The organism is Pseudomonas sp. F220 (assembly GCF_057813935.1).
Genome location: NZ_JBVASJ010000009.1, coordinates 79,182 through 96,427, shown reverse-complemented (window position 1 = coordinate 96,427; position 17,246 = coordinate 79,182). Strand labels below are relative to the sequence as shown.

General features: G+C 57.8%; 19 protein-coding genes and 1 pseudogene. 11 read left to right on the top strand and 9 right to left on the bottom strand.

Going from position 1 to position 17,246, the window contains the following annotated elements; genetic code table 11:
- Positions 1–8 precede the first annotated feature (8 nt).
- Positions 9–653: a c-type cytochrome gene (locus ACZYSM_RS11065; RefSeq protein WP_489071533.1), complete on the top strand. Its 645-nt coding sequence runs from the start codon at positions 9–11 to the stop codon at positions 651–653.
- 68 nt (positions 654–721) lie between these two features.
- On the opposite strand, the pseudogene ACZYSM_RS11060 reads toward ACZYSM_RS11065, so the two are convergent.
- Positions 722–877 (bottom strand): annotated as a pseudogene (locus tag ACZYSM_RS11060) (IS4 family transposase); the annotation flags it as partial.
- Positions 878–1,212: 335 nt separating this feature from the next.
- Here ACZYSM_RS11060 and ACZYSM_RS11055 point away from each other — a divergent pair.
- Positions 1,213–1,671 (top strand): hemerythrin domain-containing protein, encoded by a 459-nt coding sequence (locus tag ACZYSM_RS11055; protein WP_489071532.1) that lies wholly within the window; start codon positions 1,213–1,215, stop codon positions 1,669–1,671.
- Positions 1,672–1,939: 268 nt separating this feature from the next.
- On the opposite strand, the gene ACZYSM_RS11050 is transcribed toward ACZYSM_RS11055, so the two are convergent.
- Positions 1,940–2,848: a LysR family transcriptional regulator gene (locus ACZYSM_RS11050; protein WP_489071531.1), complete on the bottom strand. Its 909-nt coding sequence runs from the start codon at positions 2,846–2,848 to the stop codon at positions 1,940–1,942.
- Between the two features lie 85 nt (positions 2,849–2,933).
- On the opposite strand from ACZYSM_RS11050, the gene ACZYSM_RS11045 reads away from it, so the two are divergent.
- Positions 2,934–3,854, top strand: coding sequence for a carbon-nitrogen hydrolase family protein (locus tag ACZYSM_RS11045; protein WP_489071530.1), 921 nt, complete (start codon positions 2,934–2,936; stop codon positions 3,852–3,854).
- On the opposite strand, the gene ACZYSM_RS11040 is transcribed toward ACZYSM_RS11045, so the two are convergent.
- Together ACZYSM_RS11040 and ACZYSM_RS11035 are read right to left on the bottom strand one after the other, a co-directional pair.
- Positions 3,847–4,392 (bottom strand): GNAT family N-acetyltransferase, encoded by a 546-nt coding sequence (locus tag ACZYSM_RS11040; RefSeq protein ID WP_489071529.1) that lies wholly within the window; start codon positions 4,390–4,392, stop codon positions 3,847–3,849. The genes ACZYSM_RS11045 and ACZYSM_RS11040 overlap by 8 nt on opposite strands.
- 53 nt (positions 4,393–4,445) lie before the next feature.
- Entirely contained in the window at positions 4,446–5,342 is an 897-nt protein-coding gene (locus ACZYSM_RS11035) for a LysR family transcriptional regulator (protein WP_489071528.1), read from the bottom strand.
- Between the two features lie 130 nt (positions 5,343–5,472).
- Between ACZYSM_RS11035 and ACZYSM_RS11030 the strand changes: the two genes are divergently transcribed.
- On the top strand, positions 5,473–6,996 hold the full coding sequence (locus tag ACZYSM_RS11030) for an MFS transporter (protein WP_489071527.1): 1,524 nt from the start codon (positions 5,473–5,475) through the stop codon (positions 6,994–6,996).
- 6 nt (positions 6,997–7,002) lie between these two features.
- On the opposite strand, the gene ACZYSM_RS11025 is transcribed toward ACZYSM_RS11030, so the two are convergent.
- The 3 genes from ACZYSM_RS11025 to ACZYSM_RS11015 all read right to left on the bottom strand — a co-directional run bounded on the left by ACZYSM_RS11025 (position 7,003) and on the right by ACZYSM_RS11015 (position 9,900).
- Positions 7,003–7,473 (bottom strand): LEA/WHy family protein, encoded by a 471-nt coding sequence (locus tag ACZYSM_RS11025; protein WP_489071526.1) that lies wholly within the window; start codon positions 7,471–7,473, stop codon positions 7,003–7,005.
- A gap of 36 nt (positions 7,474–7,509) precedes the next feature.
- On the bottom strand, positions 7,510–8,910 hold the full coding sequence (locus tag ACZYSM_RS11020) for a nucleobase:cation symporter-2 family protein (RefSeq protein WP_489071525.1): 1,401 nt from the start codon (positions 8,908–8,910) through the stop codon (positions 7,510–7,512).
- Between the two features lie 90 nt (positions 8,911–9,000).
- On the bottom strand, positions 9,001–9,900 hold the full coding sequence (locus ACZYSM_RS11015) for a LysR family transcriptional regulator (protein ID WP_489071524.1): 900 nt from the start codon (positions 9,898–9,900) through the stop codon (positions 9,001–9,003).
- Between the two features lie 101 nt (positions 9,901–10,001).
- Here ACZYSM_RS11015 and ACZYSM_RS11010 point away from each other — a divergent pair, with 101 nt between their 5' ends.
- The 7 genes from ACZYSM_RS11010 (at position 10,002) to ACZYSM_RS10980 (ending at position 15,893) form a co-directional block, all read left to right on the top strand.
- Complete coding sequence (locus tag ACZYSM_RS11010; protein ID WP_489071523.1) at positions 10,002–11,093, top strand: polyamine ABC transporter substrate-binding protein; 1,092 nt, start codon at positions 10,002–10,004, stop codon at positions 11,091–11,093.
- Between the two features lie 13 nt (positions 11,094–11,106).
- A complete protein-coding gene (speB, locus tag ACZYSM_RS11005) occupies positions 11,107–12,066 on the top strand; it encodes an agmatinase (RefSeq protein WP_489071522.1) in 960 nt (319 codons plus the stop codon).
- A 176-nt stretch (positions 12,067–12,242) separates the two neighbouring features.
- Entirely contained in the window at positions 12,243–12,959 is a 717-nt protein-coding gene (locus ACZYSM_RS11000) for a helix-turn-helix transcriptional regulator (RefSeq protein WP_489071521.1), read from the top strand.
- A gap of 54 nt (positions 12,960–13,013) precedes the next feature.
- Complete coding sequence (locus ACZYSM_RS10995; RefSeq protein ID WP_489071520.1) at positions 13,014–13,355, top strand: nuclear transport factor 2 family protein; 342 nt, start codon at positions 13,014–13,016, stop codon at positions 13,353–13,355.
- A gap of 186 nt (positions 13,356–13,541) precedes the next feature.
- Positions 13,542–14,663, top strand: coding sequence for a cell division protein ZapE (gene zapE / locus ACZYSM_RS10990; RefSeq protein WP_489071519.1), 1,122 nt, complete (start codon positions 13,542–13,544; stop codon positions 14,661–14,663).
- Positions 14,664–14,683: 20 nt separating this feature from the next.
- Positions 14,684–15,265, top strand: a complete 582-nt coding sequence (locus ACZYSM_RS10985) for a DinB family protein (RefSeq protein ID WP_489071518.1) — start codon at positions 14,684–14,686, stop codon at positions 15,263–15,265.
- Between the two features lie 136 nt (positions 15,266–15,401).
- Entirely contained in the window at positions 15,402–15,893 is a 492-nt protein-coding gene (locus tag ACZYSM_RS10980) for a GNAT family N-acetyltransferase (protein WP_489071517.1), read from the top strand.
- 450 nt (positions 15,894–16,343) lie between these two features.
- On the opposite strand, the gene ACZYSM_RS10975 is transcribed toward ACZYSM_RS10980, so the two are convergent.
- Positions 16,344–16,565, bottom strand: a complete 222-nt coding sequence (locus tag ACZYSM_RS10975) for a DUF2790 domain-containing protein (RefSeq protein ID WP_489071516.1) — start codon at positions 16,563–16,565, stop codon at positions 16,344–16,346.
- 319 nt (positions 16,566–16,884) lie between these two features.
- On the bottom strand, positions 16,885–17,076 hold the full coding sequence (locus ACZYSM_RS10970; protein ID WP_489071515.1) for a DUF6026 family protein: 192 nt from the start codon (positions 17,074–17,076) through the stop codon (positions 16,885–16,887).
- Between the last annotated feature and the right edge of the window lie 170 nt (positions 17,077–17,246).

Here is a 17,246-nt window from a genome sequence, read left to right as displayed (position 1 = left end):
CAATGGACATGAAGGATGCTTTGAATCAATCAAGTTTTATTCTTGCCCTCTGCGTCGTTGCGCTCACGGGCTGCACCGGTACGAACGAGGAGGCGTCGGAAAAAACCTCACCCATATCCGGCGTCGCCATGGTGGACAAGGTTTGCTCCATGTGCCATGGGCTGACGGGGGAGTCTATCTCGCCGATGTTTCCCAAGTTGGCCGGCCAGCAAAAAGAGTACCTGAAGTTGCAGCTTACGGACTTCAAGGGCCATGTACGCAGCGATGAAACCGGGACTCAGTACATGTGGGGGTTTACCCATTTGACAGAGACCCAGATCAGCGAACTGGCAGACTATTTTTCAAGTCAGAGCCCCATGAAGGCTGACGCCGATAAGCCTGATGCACGCGGTGAACTAATCTTTCGCAAGGGCTTGCCTGAGTCGGGCGTCGCTCAGTGCAGTTCCTGCCACGGTGCCGACGGCCAGGGCAATGGTCAGTTTCCGCGCCTGGCGGGTCAACATGCCTACTACGTGATTCGCCAGATCAAGGTTTTTCAACAGACCGACCAGCGCCCTCGTGGTGCCCTGATGAAGCAGGTCACTCATTCACTGTCTGACGCTGATGCCGAATCTGTCGCTCATTACATTGCGACACTTGGGGCAAAAAAATGATGATCTTTGTGGCGCTCGGACATCTTCATTACAAATGAATGAAGTCGGGAGCGCTTTGAGTCATTTCAAGACCAATCAACCAGGATCAATGGATGTTTCAGCGACCCCGGCAAGGCCCGTAACATGATCTAGTAAAACAGCGAGCTCTCTTTTTGCAGATGCCGATTCCCCAGCAGCCGGTCCACTCGCTTGATCGCCTATCTGGGGTAGACACGACCCGGCATACGCAGGCTTCCTAAAATCCCGGGCTTATGATTTTTCCTAAGAAAAAGTGCGGATTTCTTGGGGTTGGCTGGCAATTGTTGTAGCGTCTCCTTAAGCAGATCAAATAGTGCATATGAACACTCGCTTGATATTTCAAATTTATCCAAGGGTGGCAAATTTCTTGGGGTGAGAGTTTTTTTGCCAAGCTATACTAAAAAAGATTAATGCGCGCTGGTGAATGCTTTTGGGTAGGTGTATTAGAAGTTGTGCGGGTCGATATATATGGCTTTCCTTGGGGGGCTTGTGGTTGGTAATGTTTTTCTGTGATGGTTTGGTGAGATGGTGAGGATTTGATATGAACGTCTTGTTGAATGAACTGCACGCCTATCATCATGAAGTGGCTCTAAAAATTACTCAGATCAAAGGATTGCTGGGTAGAGTGAGGCATGAATCCGCTGGTTCCGATGACTGTAAGCTGTTGTTTAAGATGCTGGAAGCCTTGCATGGTGATGCAGAGCGACACCACCATGAAAATGAAGAGCTCATTAGGCGGGCCTTGCTAGCGACTGAGGCACCGATCCACCAACGGGTCCAGGATATCGAGCGAGATCATCTGGCATTTGAGCGCATTGCTGGACAGCTCAAAATGTTGGAGGACTCAACTCAAGAGGCGAGAGTAATCGCTGACGCCATCGATGACTTCATCAGGAAGTACTATGATCACATGGATGCTGAGGAGAGTATTTTCTTCCCGATGGCAGATAAGTGGCTATCAGACAAACAGTGGCAGGAAATAAAGCACCAGTGGCACTAACCGGAACCTTCACCCTACTTGAGCTCGCAAAGTAACTATGCAAAAGGAATGCTCAAGTAATATCGGAGCTTTTCTGGAATGTGTAGATGTTGAGTAGGGAGGGCGTCACCCGAACCTCTATTGAATTAATATTTAATTAAGCTAAATACATTTAGTTAAGCCGTCCCACATGTTAGTCGACATGAGGGGGGCTATAGTGGCGATCTCATATAGGGTATAAACCAAACAAAAGGTATGAACTTCGCTGGCGGCGAGGAGGTAATCTCTTCTACACGAAACACGCCACTATCGCCTCGCGGACCTTCAGCACCACCGGATCGAGCTGATTGTCGGTGCGCCAGCCCAGTTCGATCGGATAGCGTGGCAGCGCCAGAGGACAGGGCAGCAGCGTCAGTCCGGTGAGCGCGGCAATACGTTGTGCTGCATGCGCCGGGATGGTCGCCACAGCCTGGCTACCCTTGAGCAGGTAGGGGAGCGCCGCGAAGTGTGTGGTCGAGGCGCAGACCTGTCGGCTTAGTCCTAATCCGGCCAACCCCTCATCGGTAATCCCGATAAAACCACCCGAAGACACCAGGATATGCTCGCGGGCGACGAACTCCTCGAGGCTGATTTCATGCTGCCCGTCGGCCAGGCTGGCCGGGTCCGCCAGGCACAGATAACTCCCTTCACCGAGCACTTGGCGGCTGAGCATGCGCTCGGCAAAACCACCGGCGGTGATTGCCAGGTCGATACTGCGTTCCATCAAGGCATGGGCAACAATCTGGCTGTGGGTTTGACGAAAGATCAGCCGCAGTTTTGGCGCGCGCCGGGCGATCTCCTCGATCAGCCGGCGGCCGTAGGCAATTTCGAAGTCGTCCGATAAACCGACGGTGACCGAACGACCTTCATAGTGGCCGACAGTGGGGTCGACCATCGCCAGGCTTTGTCGACACTTGTTCAGGGCTTCACTGACCACCGGTTTCAGTTGGTTGGCCCGTAGCGTCGGCGCCAATCCACGACCAGTGCGCACGAAGAGTTGATCACCGTACAAGTCCCGCAACCGCCGCAACGCCGCACTCATGGCAGATTGCGTCACCCCCAGGCGCAACGCCGCCCGACTGGCACTGGACTCGTCATGCAGCGCCTCGAAGGCCTTGAGCAAGTTGAGGTCGACGTTGGCGATATTCATTTGGCTCATATCATTCAGCGTTGAAGTGGTCTTTATTCATGATCGAGCGCGGCCGGAGAATGAGCAACACCTCATTGCTCACGGAGTTACCGCGATGCCAAAGTCCATCGTTGCTGCACTGCAAATCGGCTCATTGCCCGCCGGCAAGGGCGAGACCCTGGAACAGATTCTCGCTTATGAAGGCGCCATCCTCGAATCTGGCGCAAGCCTGGTGGTGATGCCGGAAGCCTTGCTCGGCGGCTACCCGAAAGGTGAAGGTTTTGGAACGCAATTGGGCTATCGCTTGCCGGAAGGTCGCGAAGCCTTTGCCCGCTATTTCGCCAATGCCATCGATGTGCCCGGTATTGAAACCAAAGCCTTGGCGGGATTGTCGGCGCGCACCGGTGCCAGTTTGGTGCTGGGGGTGATCGAACGTTGCGGCAGCACGCTGTATTGCACTGTGCTGTATTTCGAACCCCAAGGCGGCCTGGTTGCCAAACACCGCAAACTGATGCCCACCGGCACCGAGCGGCTGATCTGGGGCAAGGGCGATGGCTCGACCTTGCCGGTGATTGACTCCAAAGTCGGGCGAATCGGCGCCGCGGTGTGCTGGGAAAACATGATGCCGCTGCTGCGCACCGCGATGTACGCCAAAGGCGTGGAAGTCTGGTGCGCGCCGACAGTGGATGAGCGAGAAATGTGGCAGGTCAGCATGCGTCATATCGCTCACGAAGGACGTTGCTTTGTGATCAGCGCCTGTCAGGTTCAGGATTCACCGCAAGCCTTGGGCCTGGACATCGCCAACTGGCCGGCCGAACGCCCGCTGATTGCCGGCGGCAGCGTGATCGTCGGTCCCATGGGCGATATTCTCGCCGGACCGTTGTTGGGCGGCGCGGGTCTGCTGACGGCTGAAATCGACACCGACCAACTGGTCCGCGCTCGTTACGACTTCGACGTCACCGGACACTACGCGCGCCCGGACGTATTCGAGCTGACCGTGGATGAGCGGGCGAAGCCGGGGGTGCGGTTTATCTGAGACGCCGCCATTCCTCACGGGTGATTTCCCAGGTGTCGCACGGCAAGCGCCCGCTGACGAAGTTGCGCTCTTCGGTGCTGATCAGGCGCATGCCGTCGCGCTCGGAGATGCGCCGTGACGCCAGGTTTTGCGAGGCCTTGGGGACTCGCATCAGCGCGCGGTCCAGGGTCTGGAACCAGTACTCGGTCACCGCCGCACTGGCTTCGCTCATCAGCCCCTGACCCTGCCATTGCGGTGCAAGCCAGAAGCCGCGGTTGTTGTCTTGCTCTTCCATCAGGCTGACGTTACCGATCAGTTGCTCGGGCGCTGACTTCAAACGAATCGACCAATGCCACTCTTCACCCCGGGCAATCGCCGGCAAAGCCATGTCCTGCAAATAGCGGAGTGCGCCGTCCGCCGGATAAGGCCAGGGGATCATCGCATTGAGAAAACGCACCACTTCCCAATGGGGGAACTGCTGCTGAATGGCTTCGGCGTCGGCCAGCTCCAGCGGGCGCAGAATCAGCCGTTCGGTGTACAGGATGGGCGTGGTTTCCATGTGCGATGTTGCTCCTTGGGGTGCGCGATAAAACGGCTTTCACAGTTCAGAATTCAGGGTTTTCCTAATACCAGCCGCTCGGCCAGAAAGTCGACAAACACTCGCAGTTTTGGCAGCAGGTGTCGACTGCTCGGCCACAGTACCGAAAATTTTCCGCTGTCGGTCTGGTAGTCATCCAGCACCGAGATCAACGTGCCGTCGGCCAACGCATCGCGGACCACAAAATCCGGGATAAAGGCGATCCCCAGCCCTTGGGTCGCGGCGAAGATCAGCGCTTCCAGGTTATTGCTGGTCAGCGCGCTTCTGAGTAGCAACGGTGGCTCATCGGCTGCACTGCGCAGTTTCCATTCCTGCAGCTGGGCGGTGCCTGGAAATTTGTAACGCAAGCAAGCGTGCTGCTCCAGTTCCCTCGGCGTCGTGGGTGTGCCATGACGAGCAAAGTAGTGGGGCGCGCTGATCAGCACGAAGCGAAACGGTCCCAGCGTGCGCGACTTGAGCTGAGAATCCATCAACTCGCCGCTGCGAATCACCGCATCGACACCTTCGGCGATGACGTCAATCAGCCGGTCATTGAAGTCCAGGTCCAGCTCGATGTCCGGGTAGCGTTCGGCGAATTCGGGGAGGATCGGCAGCAGCATGCGGTAGCCAATGGCGGGCAGGCTGACGCGCAACTTGCCCCGGGGTGTGTCGGTGATTCGTGCGAGTTCTGCTTGCGCCTCCTCGACCTCGTTGACGATGCGTTGGCAGCGTTCAAAAAACAACGTGCCCTCGTCGGTCAGACTAATGCGTCGGGTACTGCGGTTGAGCAGTCGTACGCCGAGTTTTTCTTCAAGCCGCGCCACACTTTTTCCGACCGCCGAAGCTGAAATCCCCAATCGCTCTCCAGCGGCGACAAAGCTGCGCATTTGCGCCGCGCGGACGAAGGCAAGCAAGCCATTCAAATTGTCCAAGGTTGACCTCAATTCGAGCGTTTTAGTCCTTTAAGTCGGGACTTTCGCCCTGTTTCTCGCTGATTGAAGCGAATCTACCATTGAATCGACTTGAATGCCGCGTTGTCGGCTACAGACATCTGAGGTGCAAATGAGCCGCGAAGTCGATATTTCCAACACTGTAGTTTTCCCGTCCAGCACCCGTGATCCCTACGTGGTGTTGGCGGCGGTTTGCCTGGCGGCGTTGATATTACCGTTGACGTTTGTCGGGGTCGCCGTCGCCACTCCTGCAATTGGTCGTGAACTGGGCGGCAGTGCCTTAGCCCTGAGTTGGATGACCAACGCCTTCATGCTGAGTTTCGGTAGTGCGCTGATGGCCGCCGGGACGCTGGCCGACGAATACGGTCGCAAACGAGTATTCGGAATTGGCATCGCGCTATTCGCCGTGACGTCTCTAGCATTGGCGTTTGCACCCTCGGTGCTTTGGCTCGATCTACTGAGGGCCGTCCAGGGGCTCGCCGGAGCCGCCGCGCTGGCCGGCGGTTCGGCAGCACTGGCGCAGGAGTTTGACGGTGTGGAGCGAACCCGAGCCTTCAGTCTGCTAGGCACGACGTTCGGCGTCGGCCTGGCCCTTGGCCCGATTCTGGCCGGGGTGTTGATCGAGCACTTCGGTTGGCGCGCTATCTTCTTGTCCGCGACGCTCATCGGCGGTGTGTCGTTGCTGTTTGGTGTGCCGCGGATGCACGAGTCTCGCGACCCTGACGCCGCTGGCGTCGATTGGCCGGGCACACTGAGTTTTACCGCAGCGCTGGTACTGTTTACCTGGGGGATTTTGCAGGCACCGGGAAGTGGCTGGAGCAGTGGGCTGGTGTTGAGTCTGCTGCTGGGAGCGCTGGCGTCGTTGCTGGGGTTTATCGCAGTGGAGTTGTGGGTCTTGCGGCCGATGCTCGATTTGTCGTTGTTTCGTTACCCGCGTTTTGTCGGCGTTCAGGTGCTGCCGATTGCCACTTGCTACTGCTTCGTGGTGCTGTTGATTCTGCTGCCGATCCGCTTTATCGGTGTCGAAGGCTACAGCGAGGTCGACGCCGGCTTGATGATGATCGCTTTGTCTGCACCCATGGTTATTGTGCCGTTTCTGGCGGCGCTGTTGACCCGCTGGATTAACGCCGGGGTGATTTCGGGTGTCGGATTGCTGATCGCCGCAGCAGGCTTGTATGGGCTCAGCCGCGTCGCGCCAGGACAGCCACCGGCAGAATATGTGCTGCCAATGTTGGTGATCGGGTTGGGCGCAGGCATGCCGTGGGGCTTGATGGACGGGCTGTCGGTGAGTGTGGTGCCCAAGGAGCGCGCCGGCATGGCCACCGGGATATTCAGTACGACCCGGGTCGCCGGGGAGGGCATTGCGTTGGCGCTGGTGATCGCTGTATTGGCCGGACTGCTCCAGGTTTCGATCAGCGACGCAGCGGCGGATTCAGAACACATTTCCCACGCGGCGCAACAGTTGGCCACCGGCAACCTGCAAGCCAGTGCAGCGCTGTTGCCGTACCTCAGTCGTGAGGCGTTGTTGCTGTTGTATGCCAACGCCTTTAGCCAACTGCTGTATGTGCTGATCGGGATTACTGTGGTCTCGGCATTGGTGGTGTTTGTCGCTTTACGTGAGCCGCGCAAAACATGACGCGGCTCACCAGGCTGCGGTCGAGCCAGGCAGGCTGAGATTGCCGCGCTCAACAAAACGCATGGTGCCGAACGGCCCGCCCGCGAGTTTGCCGTGCAGCACGTAAGGCAGGTTGTCGAGGGTTTGGGTCTGGCTCAGTCCAAGGGTCTGACGCAGCACAGAGAACGCCGAAATGCTCACCGGCACCGTGAGAATAGTTTCGGAGAAACGCGGGATTGAACCTTTTTGATCGCTCACGCCACTGGCCAGTGGGCGCCCGTTGACTTCAAGGTTCAGGGCCACACCGCTGTAGTCGATCGGTGTTTCGTTGGGGTTTTGCAGGCGAATTTTCACCGCGAAACGCACTTCCAGATCCTGGCTTTGCAGCGGCTCGATGCCCACTACGTTGATGTTCAGCGGATCACGATTGGGGAACAGGGCGCAGGCGCTCAAGGTGAGCAAAAGCAGGGAGAGGGATAAACCGATGAGTCTGCGCATGAACATGATCTCTGGTTGATTCGGTTACTGTAGCCGCTACGGGGTGATATCCGGGTTCTGCATGACCTTGAGCGTGGAGGCTTCCGGGTCGAATTCGTCTTCTTCCAGCTCAATGAATTCTTCTGGCAGGAAGATGTTCAGCAAGATAGCGCAGAACGCGCCGACGGTGATTGGTGACTCGAAGATGTTGTGCAGCGCCTTCGGCAAATCGCGCAGCACTTCCGGTACCGCTGCGACGCCCAGGCCCATGCCTAAGGATATCGCCACGATCAGCATGTTGCGTCGATGCAGGCCGGCTTCGGCGAGGATCTTGATCCCGGCCACCGCGACAGTACCGAACATGATCAACTCGGCGCCGCCGAGCACCGGTTTGGGCATCAGTTGCAGCACTGCGCCAATCATCGGGAACAGCCCCAACAACACCAACAGCCCGGCAATAAAGAACGCCACGTAGCGGCTGGCCACGCCGGTGAGCTGGATCACCCCGTTGTTCTGGGCGAAGGTCACCATTGGCATGCTGTTGAAGGTCGCGGCCATCACCGAGTTGAGACCGTCCGCCAGCAGCCCGGACTTGATCCGCCGGATGTACACCGGGCCTTTGACCGGTTGCTGGGAAATCATCGAGTTGGCGGTCAGGTCGCCAGCGGCTTCCAGCGGTGAGATAAGGAAAATCACCGCCACCGGAACAAACGCCACCCAGTCGAACGAGAAACCGTACTTGAACGGCACCGGCACGCTCATCAGCGGCACATCCTGCACGCTGCTGAAGTCGACCTGCCCCATGAACCAGGCGACCGCATAACCGAGGGTCAGGCCGATGACGATGGCCCCCAGACGCAGGAAGGGGGCATCGACGCGGTTGAGTACCACGATGGTCCCCAGCACCAGCCCGGCCAGGGCCAGGTGGCTCGCAGAGCCCAGGTCCGTGGCGCCGAAACCGCCGGCCATGTCGGTCATGGCGACTTTGATCAGCGACAACCCCATCAAGGTAATGATGGTGCCAGTGACAACGGGCGTAATCAGCTTGCGCAGCTTGCCGATGAACTGGCTCAGCACCACTTCGATAAACGCGGCAAAGAAACACACACCAAAGATCGTCGAGAGAATTTCATCGGTGCCGCCACCACGGGCTTTGACCATGAACCCGGCGCTGAGAATAACGCTGATAAAAGAGAAGCTGGTGCCTTGCAGACACAGCAGACCCGAGCCGACAGGGCCAAAACGCCGAGCCTGAACGAAGGTGCCCAGACCCGAGACGAACAGCGCCATGCTGATCAGGTAGGGCACTTCGCTTTGCAGGCCGAGGGCACCGCCAACGATCAGGGTCGGGGTGATGATGCCGACAAAACTCGCCAACACATGTTGCAGTGCGGCAAAGAGTGTCGCCGTGAAATGCGGGCGGTCGTAGAGACCGTAGATCAGGTCAGAACGATGCATGGGATTGGCGTCAGACAAAATACGGGGCCGGGTCAGAAAATGGAGGCGCAGGATGCCAGCAGAGGGCATCAAGGGCAACGCGAAAAGCCCCTAGGTCAGGGAAAACGCCGTCAGCAAGTCTTCCTCGAATGCCCGCTGCGCATCCCCCGGCACCTGTGCCCGATGACGGGCCAGGTGAAAGGCCACCTCAAAGCTCAGGTCTGGCTGGCGCACGGCTTTAAGCAGGCCTTTTTCCTCCCAGGAACGGGCGAAGTGGCTGGGCAGATAGCCGACATGCTTACCGGAAAGGATGAAGGCGAGGGTGCCTTCGACCTGCTCGGAGCGGGCAGAGCAGAGCTTGCCCTGAAAAGGTTCGTCGCTTCGCAGGAAGCGATAAGGATGGTCGACCCGATCGGTGCTCTGCAGTGCCTCATCGTCCGGTGCGTCGTTGGTGAACAGCGGATGACCTTCCGCGCAATACAGATGTTGGGTTTCAGTGAACAGTTCGCGGTAATCGAAGGCGCTTTGTACTTGTGAAAAATACCCGATCGCCAGGTCCAGCCGCTGTTGTAGCAACAGCCTTTCCATTTCGCCGGGCATGGCGCTGATCAGCTCGATACGCACCGATTCATCCCGTTCACGAAAGCGCCGGATGGCTTCGGCGACCCGTTGCAGCACAGATTGATCGAGGGCTTCGGACAGACCCAGGCGCACTTCACCGAGCAATCGACCGGCCACACCGTTGGACTGATGGCGGAACGCTTCAATGGATTGGAACAGCTCACGAGTCGAGCCGAGCAGTTGTTCGCCTTTGGGCGTCAGTTTGAAACCACCTTTGCCACGACTGCACAGCCGGTAGCCGAGACGGGTTTCGAGCTTGGCCATCTGCTGGCTGATGCTCGACTGGCTCAGGCCGAGTTCGCCTTGGGCGGCACTGAAGCCGCCGCATTCCACGACGCTGACAAACAAACGCAGCAAATGCAGGTCCAGATCGTGAATTTGTCCGAGCATCAAACATTACTCCGGGCGAAAGTCAGGATAATAAACTTAATATTTTTACAATGTATCCCCTGACGCATGCTGCAGGCACTCCATTGCGGCAGGTGCTTGATATGCGTTCGGTTCTCAGACTCTGTTATCCCGCTCTGGCTTTCGCCATCGCACTGTCGGCGCAGGCCGAAGACAAAGTGGTCAACCTCTACAGTTGGGCCGATTACGTGGCGCCCGAGGCGTTGCAGCGTTTTGAACAGGAAACCGGCATCCACGTGCGCTACGACACGTTCGATACCCCGGAAGTTCTGGAGACCAAACTGCTGACCGGCGGCAGCGGTTATGACGTGGTGGTGCCGTCGTCCAGCGTGCTGGCTCGTGGTCTGGCCGCAGGCGCGCTGAAGGAAATCCCCCACGACAACCTTAAAGGCTACGCCAACCTTGATCCGGATTTGCTGAAAAAGCTTGCCGCTGTCGATCCGGGTAACCGTTACGGTGTGCCCTACACCTGGGGCACGCTGGGCCTGGGCATCAATGTCGAAGCCGTGCAGAAGCGGTTACCCGGCGTACCTCTGAATAGCCTGGACCTGCTGTTCAAGCCTGAATATGCCAGCAAGTTGAAGGACTGCGGCATCGCCATACTTGATTCACCCCAGGAAGTGATCGGTCTGGCGCTGCATTACCTCGGTAAAGATCCCTACAGCACTGACAAGAGCGATCTGGCTGCCGCCGAAGTCTTGTTGCATCAGTTGCAACCTTCGGTGCTGTACGTGGCCAGCGGTCGGCAGATCAACGATTTGGCCAACGGCAGCGTGTGCCTGGCGCTGACCTACAACGGTGACGCCAGCGTGGCTGCCGATCAGGCACGCAAAGCCAACAAGCCGTTTGAGGTGGCCTACCGGATTCCCAAGGAAGGCACGCTGGTATGGCAGGACAACCTGGCCATCCCCAAGGACGCTCCACACCCGGAAGAAGCCCGGGCCTTTATCGAGTTCATGCTGCGCCCCGAATCGGTGGCAGGGCTGACTAACACGTTGTATTTCGCCAGCGCCAACCTGGCCGCGACACCCTTGGTGGATGCCGCTGTGCGTGAGGATGCCGACATTTTTCCGCCCGCCGATGTACGGGATCGCCTGTACGCCGACCGCAGCATGAGCCTCAAGGACATGCGTCAGCGCACTCGCGTGTGGACCACTTTCCGTACCCGCCAATAATAAGGACCTCTGTATGGATATCGCCGATTTGAACGACCAGGCCATCACCCGCGACAGCCTCTACGGAACAGCAGCTGAAAGCACCTACGCCGGTATCACCAGTTTCATGCGCCGTCGTTACAGCCGCGACTTGCGCGGTGTTGATGTGGTGGTCAGCGGCGTGCCGTTCGACACTGCCACCAGCAACCGCCCGGGCGCGCGTTTCGGGCCACGGGGGATTCGCAACGCCTCCACCGGAATCGCCTGGGAACGGCATTGGCCATGGACCTTCGATCCGTTCGACCATTTGGCGGTGATCGACTACGGCGATTGCAGCTTCGACTCCGGCACGCCGCAGTCGGTGCCGGACAGCATCGAAGCCCATGCCGAGAAAATCCTCGCGGCCGGTTGTGCGATGTTGACGTTTGGCGGGGACCACTTCATCAGCTATCCGCTGCTCAAGGCTCATGCCAGAAAGCACGGCCCCTTGTCGCTGATCCATTTCGACGCCCACAGCGACACCTGGCCGGATGAAGATGGCAAACGCATCGACCACGGCACCATGTTCTGGCACGCGGCGAAGGAAGGGCTGGTGGATCCGTCCCGCTCGGTGCAGATCGGTTTACGCACCACTAATAATGACCATCAGGGGTTTCAGGTACTGGATGCGCGGCAGGTGCATCGGCGAGGTTGCGACGCAATCATCGAATCGATCCGCGAGCGGGTCGGCGATAACCCGGTGTACCTGACGTTTGATATCGATTGTCTGGACCCGGCATTCGCTCCTGGGACCGGCACGCCGGTGTGTGGCGGCTTGAGCACGGTGCAGGCGCTGGAAATCATCGGCGGCTTACGCGGGATCAATCTGGTGGGCATGGACGTAGTGGAAGTCGCCCCGGCCTATGACAGCGCGGAAATCACCTCATTGGCGGCAGCGACCCTGGCGATGGAGATGCTGTGTGTGTATGCGGCGCGGCATAAGGTGGACCGGTAGGCCGGATTGAAGCCCGCACGCTTTCGGTGCGGGCGATCTCTTGTCACCCAAGGTTTAACTGACTTCCCGCATCGAGGTACGCCAACCGGTACTCACCGCTGATTTCTCTACTGACAGTTTCTGACAGGACGCTCTGCTAATCTCCACGAACCCTTTCGAACAAGAGCGTGATCAGCGTGTCGCGTACCACCCGTTTATTAACCTTGCTGCAAGTATTGCGCGGCAAGAGCCGTCCGGTGACAGCGGCGGTGCTGGCCAGCGAACTGGAGATTTCCGAGCGCACGCTGTACCGCGACGTTGCCGAATTGACCGCCCTCGGAGCGCCGATCTATGGCGAAGCGGGCATTGGCTACGTACTGCGCAGCGGCCTGTTTCTTCCGCCGTTGATGCTGAATGCCGACGAGACTGAAGCCATCGTGCTGGGTTTGCGTTATGTCGATCAACGCGGCGATGAGGTGCTGAGCAAAGCGGCGGCCGATGCCTTGGCGAAGATTGCTGCGGTGTTGGCGCCTGCCGCGCAAGACGCCTTGCGCAACCCGACGGTGTTGCCCGGACCGCCGGGTTACGGTTACCCGCAGAATGCCGTGGAGTTGAATGTCTTTCGCCAGGCCATTCGCGGTCAGGCAAAGTTGCACATCGATTACGCAGACGTAAACAAAGTCCCGAGCCAGCGGTTGATCTGGCCGTTGGCGCTGGGCTTTTTCAACGAAGTGCGGGTGATCGTCGCCTGGTGTGAACTGCGCGAGGCTTATCGGACTTTTCGCACCGATCGGATTGCTGCTGCCAGCGAGCAGGGTGAGCACTATCCGGGGCGTCGCAGTGACCTGCTGCGAGCCTGGCGCAAGCTGATGCAACTGGATGAAGCAGGACGTTTCACTCCTGACAAGAATTGACACACGGCTGTTTTAGCATGGCTCCAGAATCAACAAACAAGGAGCCGTATCAACATGTCGAATCCAGCCTCTTCACTTGCGCCCGCCATCGCCGCTTACATTGCGGCCGCCAATGCCCGTGACAGTTCGGCGGTCGCCAGCTTCTTCGCCGAGGATGCCAACGTTTTTGATGAAGGCGAGCATCGGGTCGGCACCATCGCCATCGCCCAATGGATGGAAGATGCCGCCCGACGTTACCAGCCGCGGGTCGAAGTCCTTGATGTGCAACAACGCACCGGCAAGGTGCTGGTCAACAACCTGATCTCCGGCACCTTTCCCGGCAGCCCGCTGGAATTGCGCTATGTATTCCGGCTTGACGAGCGCGGCAAGATCACCCGGCTGGATATTTCGCTGTAGATGAAGATTCGCGCGGTCATGTAGCCGCTGGCGAAGCCTGCGTCCGGCTGGGAAACAGTCGTAATCCGGTTATCGCGATTCTCCTATAGAACCACGGTGGCCGATTTTACGAGCGCTTCGCGGCCGGACGCAGGCTTCGCCAGCTGCTACATTACCCGGCTTCAGCCCGGACCAAATCTGCCTGTAATGACCTTCGATTCCCCCCTCAGCGCCTATCAACATGCCATCGAGCAAAAAGGCTTCGTCCAGGATGACGCGCAATGGAAAGCGGTGCAGGCGCTTGAGCAGTGTCACCAAGCCTTGCATCAGGGTCGCACGCACGTCACAGGTGCCTACTTATGGGGGCCGGTGGGCCGAGGCAAGACCTGGTTGATGGACCAGTTCTACCAACGTTTGCGCATACCAGCCCGCCGTCAGCACTTCCACCATTTCATGGGCTGGGTGCATCAGCGCTCCTTTCAGTTGACCGGTACCGCCGACCCATTGAAGGCGTTGGCCCGCGAGCTGAGTGCCGAGGTGCGGGTGCTGTGTTTCGACGAGCTGTTCGTCAACGACATTGGCGACGCGATCATCCTCGGGCGACTGTTTCAGGTGATGTTCGAGGAAGGCGTGGTCATCGTCTCCACCTCCAATCAGCCGCCGGACCAGCTCTACGCCGATGGTTTCAATCGTGAGCGGTTTCTACCGGCCATTGCCGCGATCAAAAACCATATGCGGGTGGTGGCGGTGGATGGCAGTGAAGACCATCGCTTGCATCCGGGCCTCGGTGTTCAACGTTATTGGGTCAGTGCGTTCGACCAGCCAAATGCCATGAGCGAAGTGTTCAAGGGTTTGACTGTCGGGCAAGCAGTTTCTCGCGAGCCGGTCAGCGTCGGTTACCGTTCCATCACGGCCGTGCAGTCCAGCGATACCGTGCTCTGGTGCCGTTATGCGGACCTGTGTGAGCAACCCTTTGCGGCAATGGACTTCATGGCGTTGTGCGACAGGTTCAGCGCTATTCTATTGAGCGAAGTACCGAACCTCAGTGCACAAAAGCGCCCCGGACGAATTTCCCGCGGCACGGAAGACGGGGTCGAACGGGTCGACGCCGGAGACCGGGAGCTGCCGGAGTTGTCGGTGCATGACGACAGCGTTCGGCGCTTTATCGCGTTGGTCGATGAGTGTTACGACCGCAAGGTCCCTCTATACATCGAGGCCCAGGTGCCGATGGAGTCGTTGTACACCGAGGGTTATCTGGAGTTTGCGTTTCGCCGCACCCTCAGCCGCTTGCGGGAAATGCAGTTGCAGCGGTTTTGTCAGGTGCTTTGAAAACCATAGGAGGTGCCACTGTGAACCAGCCTCTGTCCCACCATTTACTGACCATGGCTTACCAGAACGGCTGGGCCAATCACCGTTTGGCCAAGGCTTGCGGGCAGTTGAGCCAGGCTGAGTTTGTTGCGCGGCGTGTCAGCTTCTTTCCGAGTATCAAGGCCACCCTTAATCACATCCTGACCTGCGACTGGTTTTATGTGGATGCGCTGGAGCGAGAGCTGCACGGTGAGTCTCCCCATCCCGATTGTTATGTATTCTTCAAGGAAGACGAGCCGTTCGACACCAGCGCAGAACTCAAGCGTGAACAAGCTTTGGTGGACCGTCGCCTGATCGCTTACTGCGAGCAACTGCAGGACGCGGACATGGGCCGTGTCGTGACCATCACCCGTGATCGTCCACAGCGTGACAGTCGGTTACGCATGCTCTCCCATCTGTTCGAACATCAACTCCATCACCGTGGCCAGGTCCACGCCATGCTCAGCGGCACTTCGGTCAATCCTCCGCAGCTGGATGAGTTCTTCTGTGCCGCTGAAGCCGCGTTGCGCGCCGAAGATTTTGCCGAGCTGGGCTGGACCGAAGAGCAGATTTGGGGAATGTAAGTACGAACACCCATGCTGACGAAAAAATGCAAAGGGATTGTCGGAACGGGTCTGGCCGCGATAAGGTCCGCTGACCCTTTCAGCCGTCTGGAGACGTGTTGAGGAAGGGGACATCACTATGCGATCGAGGATGGAAATGGAATCCGCAGAAATTCTGGTACTACAAGCCAGCTATACCAACCCGGTGCATGCCGAAGCCATCAGCTTTGTCCTGAACCACTACGCCGAAGATCCCATGGGCGGTGGCGAGCCGTTGTCGGCCGATGTATTGCAGAATCTACCCGGCGAACTGGCCAAGCGTCCTCATGCGTTCAGTGTTTTGGCGTTCGTCGGTGGCGAGCCGGCCGGGTTGGTCAACTGTTTCGAAGGGTTTTCAACCTTCGCCTGTCGTCCATTGGTCAATGTGCATGACGTGGCGGTGGTGAAGAAGTACCGCGGGCTTGGCATCAGTCAGAAAATGCTGCAAAAGGTCGAGGATATCGCCCGTCAACGTGGCTGCTGCAAAATCACCCTGGAAGTCCTCGAAGGCAATGCGGTGGCTCAGGCCTCCTACGGTAAATTCGGTTTCGCCGCAGGGATGTTCGACCCGGCCCATGGCCGCATGTTGTTCTGGACTAAAGCCTTGTAAGAATGTCGGGAACCCCGCGTGCATGAGTGACCGCTCCAGCCCCGATGTACTACGATCACCAGAATCGGCCGATGCTCCAGACAGAGCATCGGCAGCTTTTTGCTCGTTCTTAACGTATTCGTAATTTTCCGGTCATTTACCGATAAGCAAGGCGAGCGTTGTGAATGTGCCAGGCACAAAAAAAGGCGTCCAACAGGATAATGCTGGTCAGTTAAGCGAACGCTGTGCCCCTGTAGGAGCGAGCTTGCTCGCGATGGACTCAAGGGCGGCGCGTTTGCTCAGAAAACACGCGTTATCATTAGCGTCCATCGCGAGCAATCGAGCGTCGACCGGCTGCTCCTACAGAGACCTGATTTCCTTAACTGACTGGCATTAGTCCAACAGGACGCCAATATTAATCTCTGCCAAAAGAATGGTATTGCCAGGTTTTAGTCGATTGCTGCGTGAGGATCAGGCGTTGGGTTTTTGTTCTTTTACTGTCTGATCGTCAGTGGCGGGTGCGGTTTTAACCGTGTCGACAGACGCCGTGTTATCGGATTTGCCGTGGACTTGTTGCTGGCTAAAATTAAAGTTTTCCCAATGTTGCCTGGATCGTTCGGAACCCCCTTCGGCGAAGGCGGCTGCAGAACTAACGGTCATCAGGCCAGCGAGGATCAAGGTTGAAAGTTTCATGCTGTGCTTCCCATCAATAGTGTGTGGTGTCCTTCGTGCGTGCCAAAAGGTCAGGGGCGCAGTGTGTGGCCATTCTATTAAATGGAAGTTAACGCCAGCATGGGGCGAAGATTACATTTTTGACAGGTCAGTGCAGGTCGATGAGGCTGATAGGTGTTTGTCGAACTCATAGCGAGACATCATACCGACGACGGTGTAGGCCAGCTGCCGGGCAGACGATAAGCCGTCGACACTCGTAGCATGTTCAAGGGGGGCAATGGATTTGGTGCTGGCAGTACGCCCTGTTTCCCCATTGTCAGGGGAGCAAGGCGTTCAGGTCTCAGTGGTTCAGCGCACGCGGGGTGGGAGATGAGTCGGTGATTTCCTGGGGTTGCGCCTGTTGCAACAGCTGGCGCAGCTGTGCGACCTGATTGAGCAATTGCTCGCGCTCTTCTTTCAATAGACGCAATTCGTCACGACGAATGGTGACGTAAAGAGTTTGTGCAGGACGTGCCGTAAGTACTGTGCCCATTGCTCACCTCGCAAATGGCGTGTCACACCGGTGGTTCGGCCTCTCGAATCTGAGCGCAGGACCACTATCGGTGCCGATTCTGATTTCTTTTTCCTGCAAATGGAACTTTTTTATTTTTAATTGTCCCTGTGTCTTCGTCGTGATTTCTGACGTGATCCCGCGTATTGGTC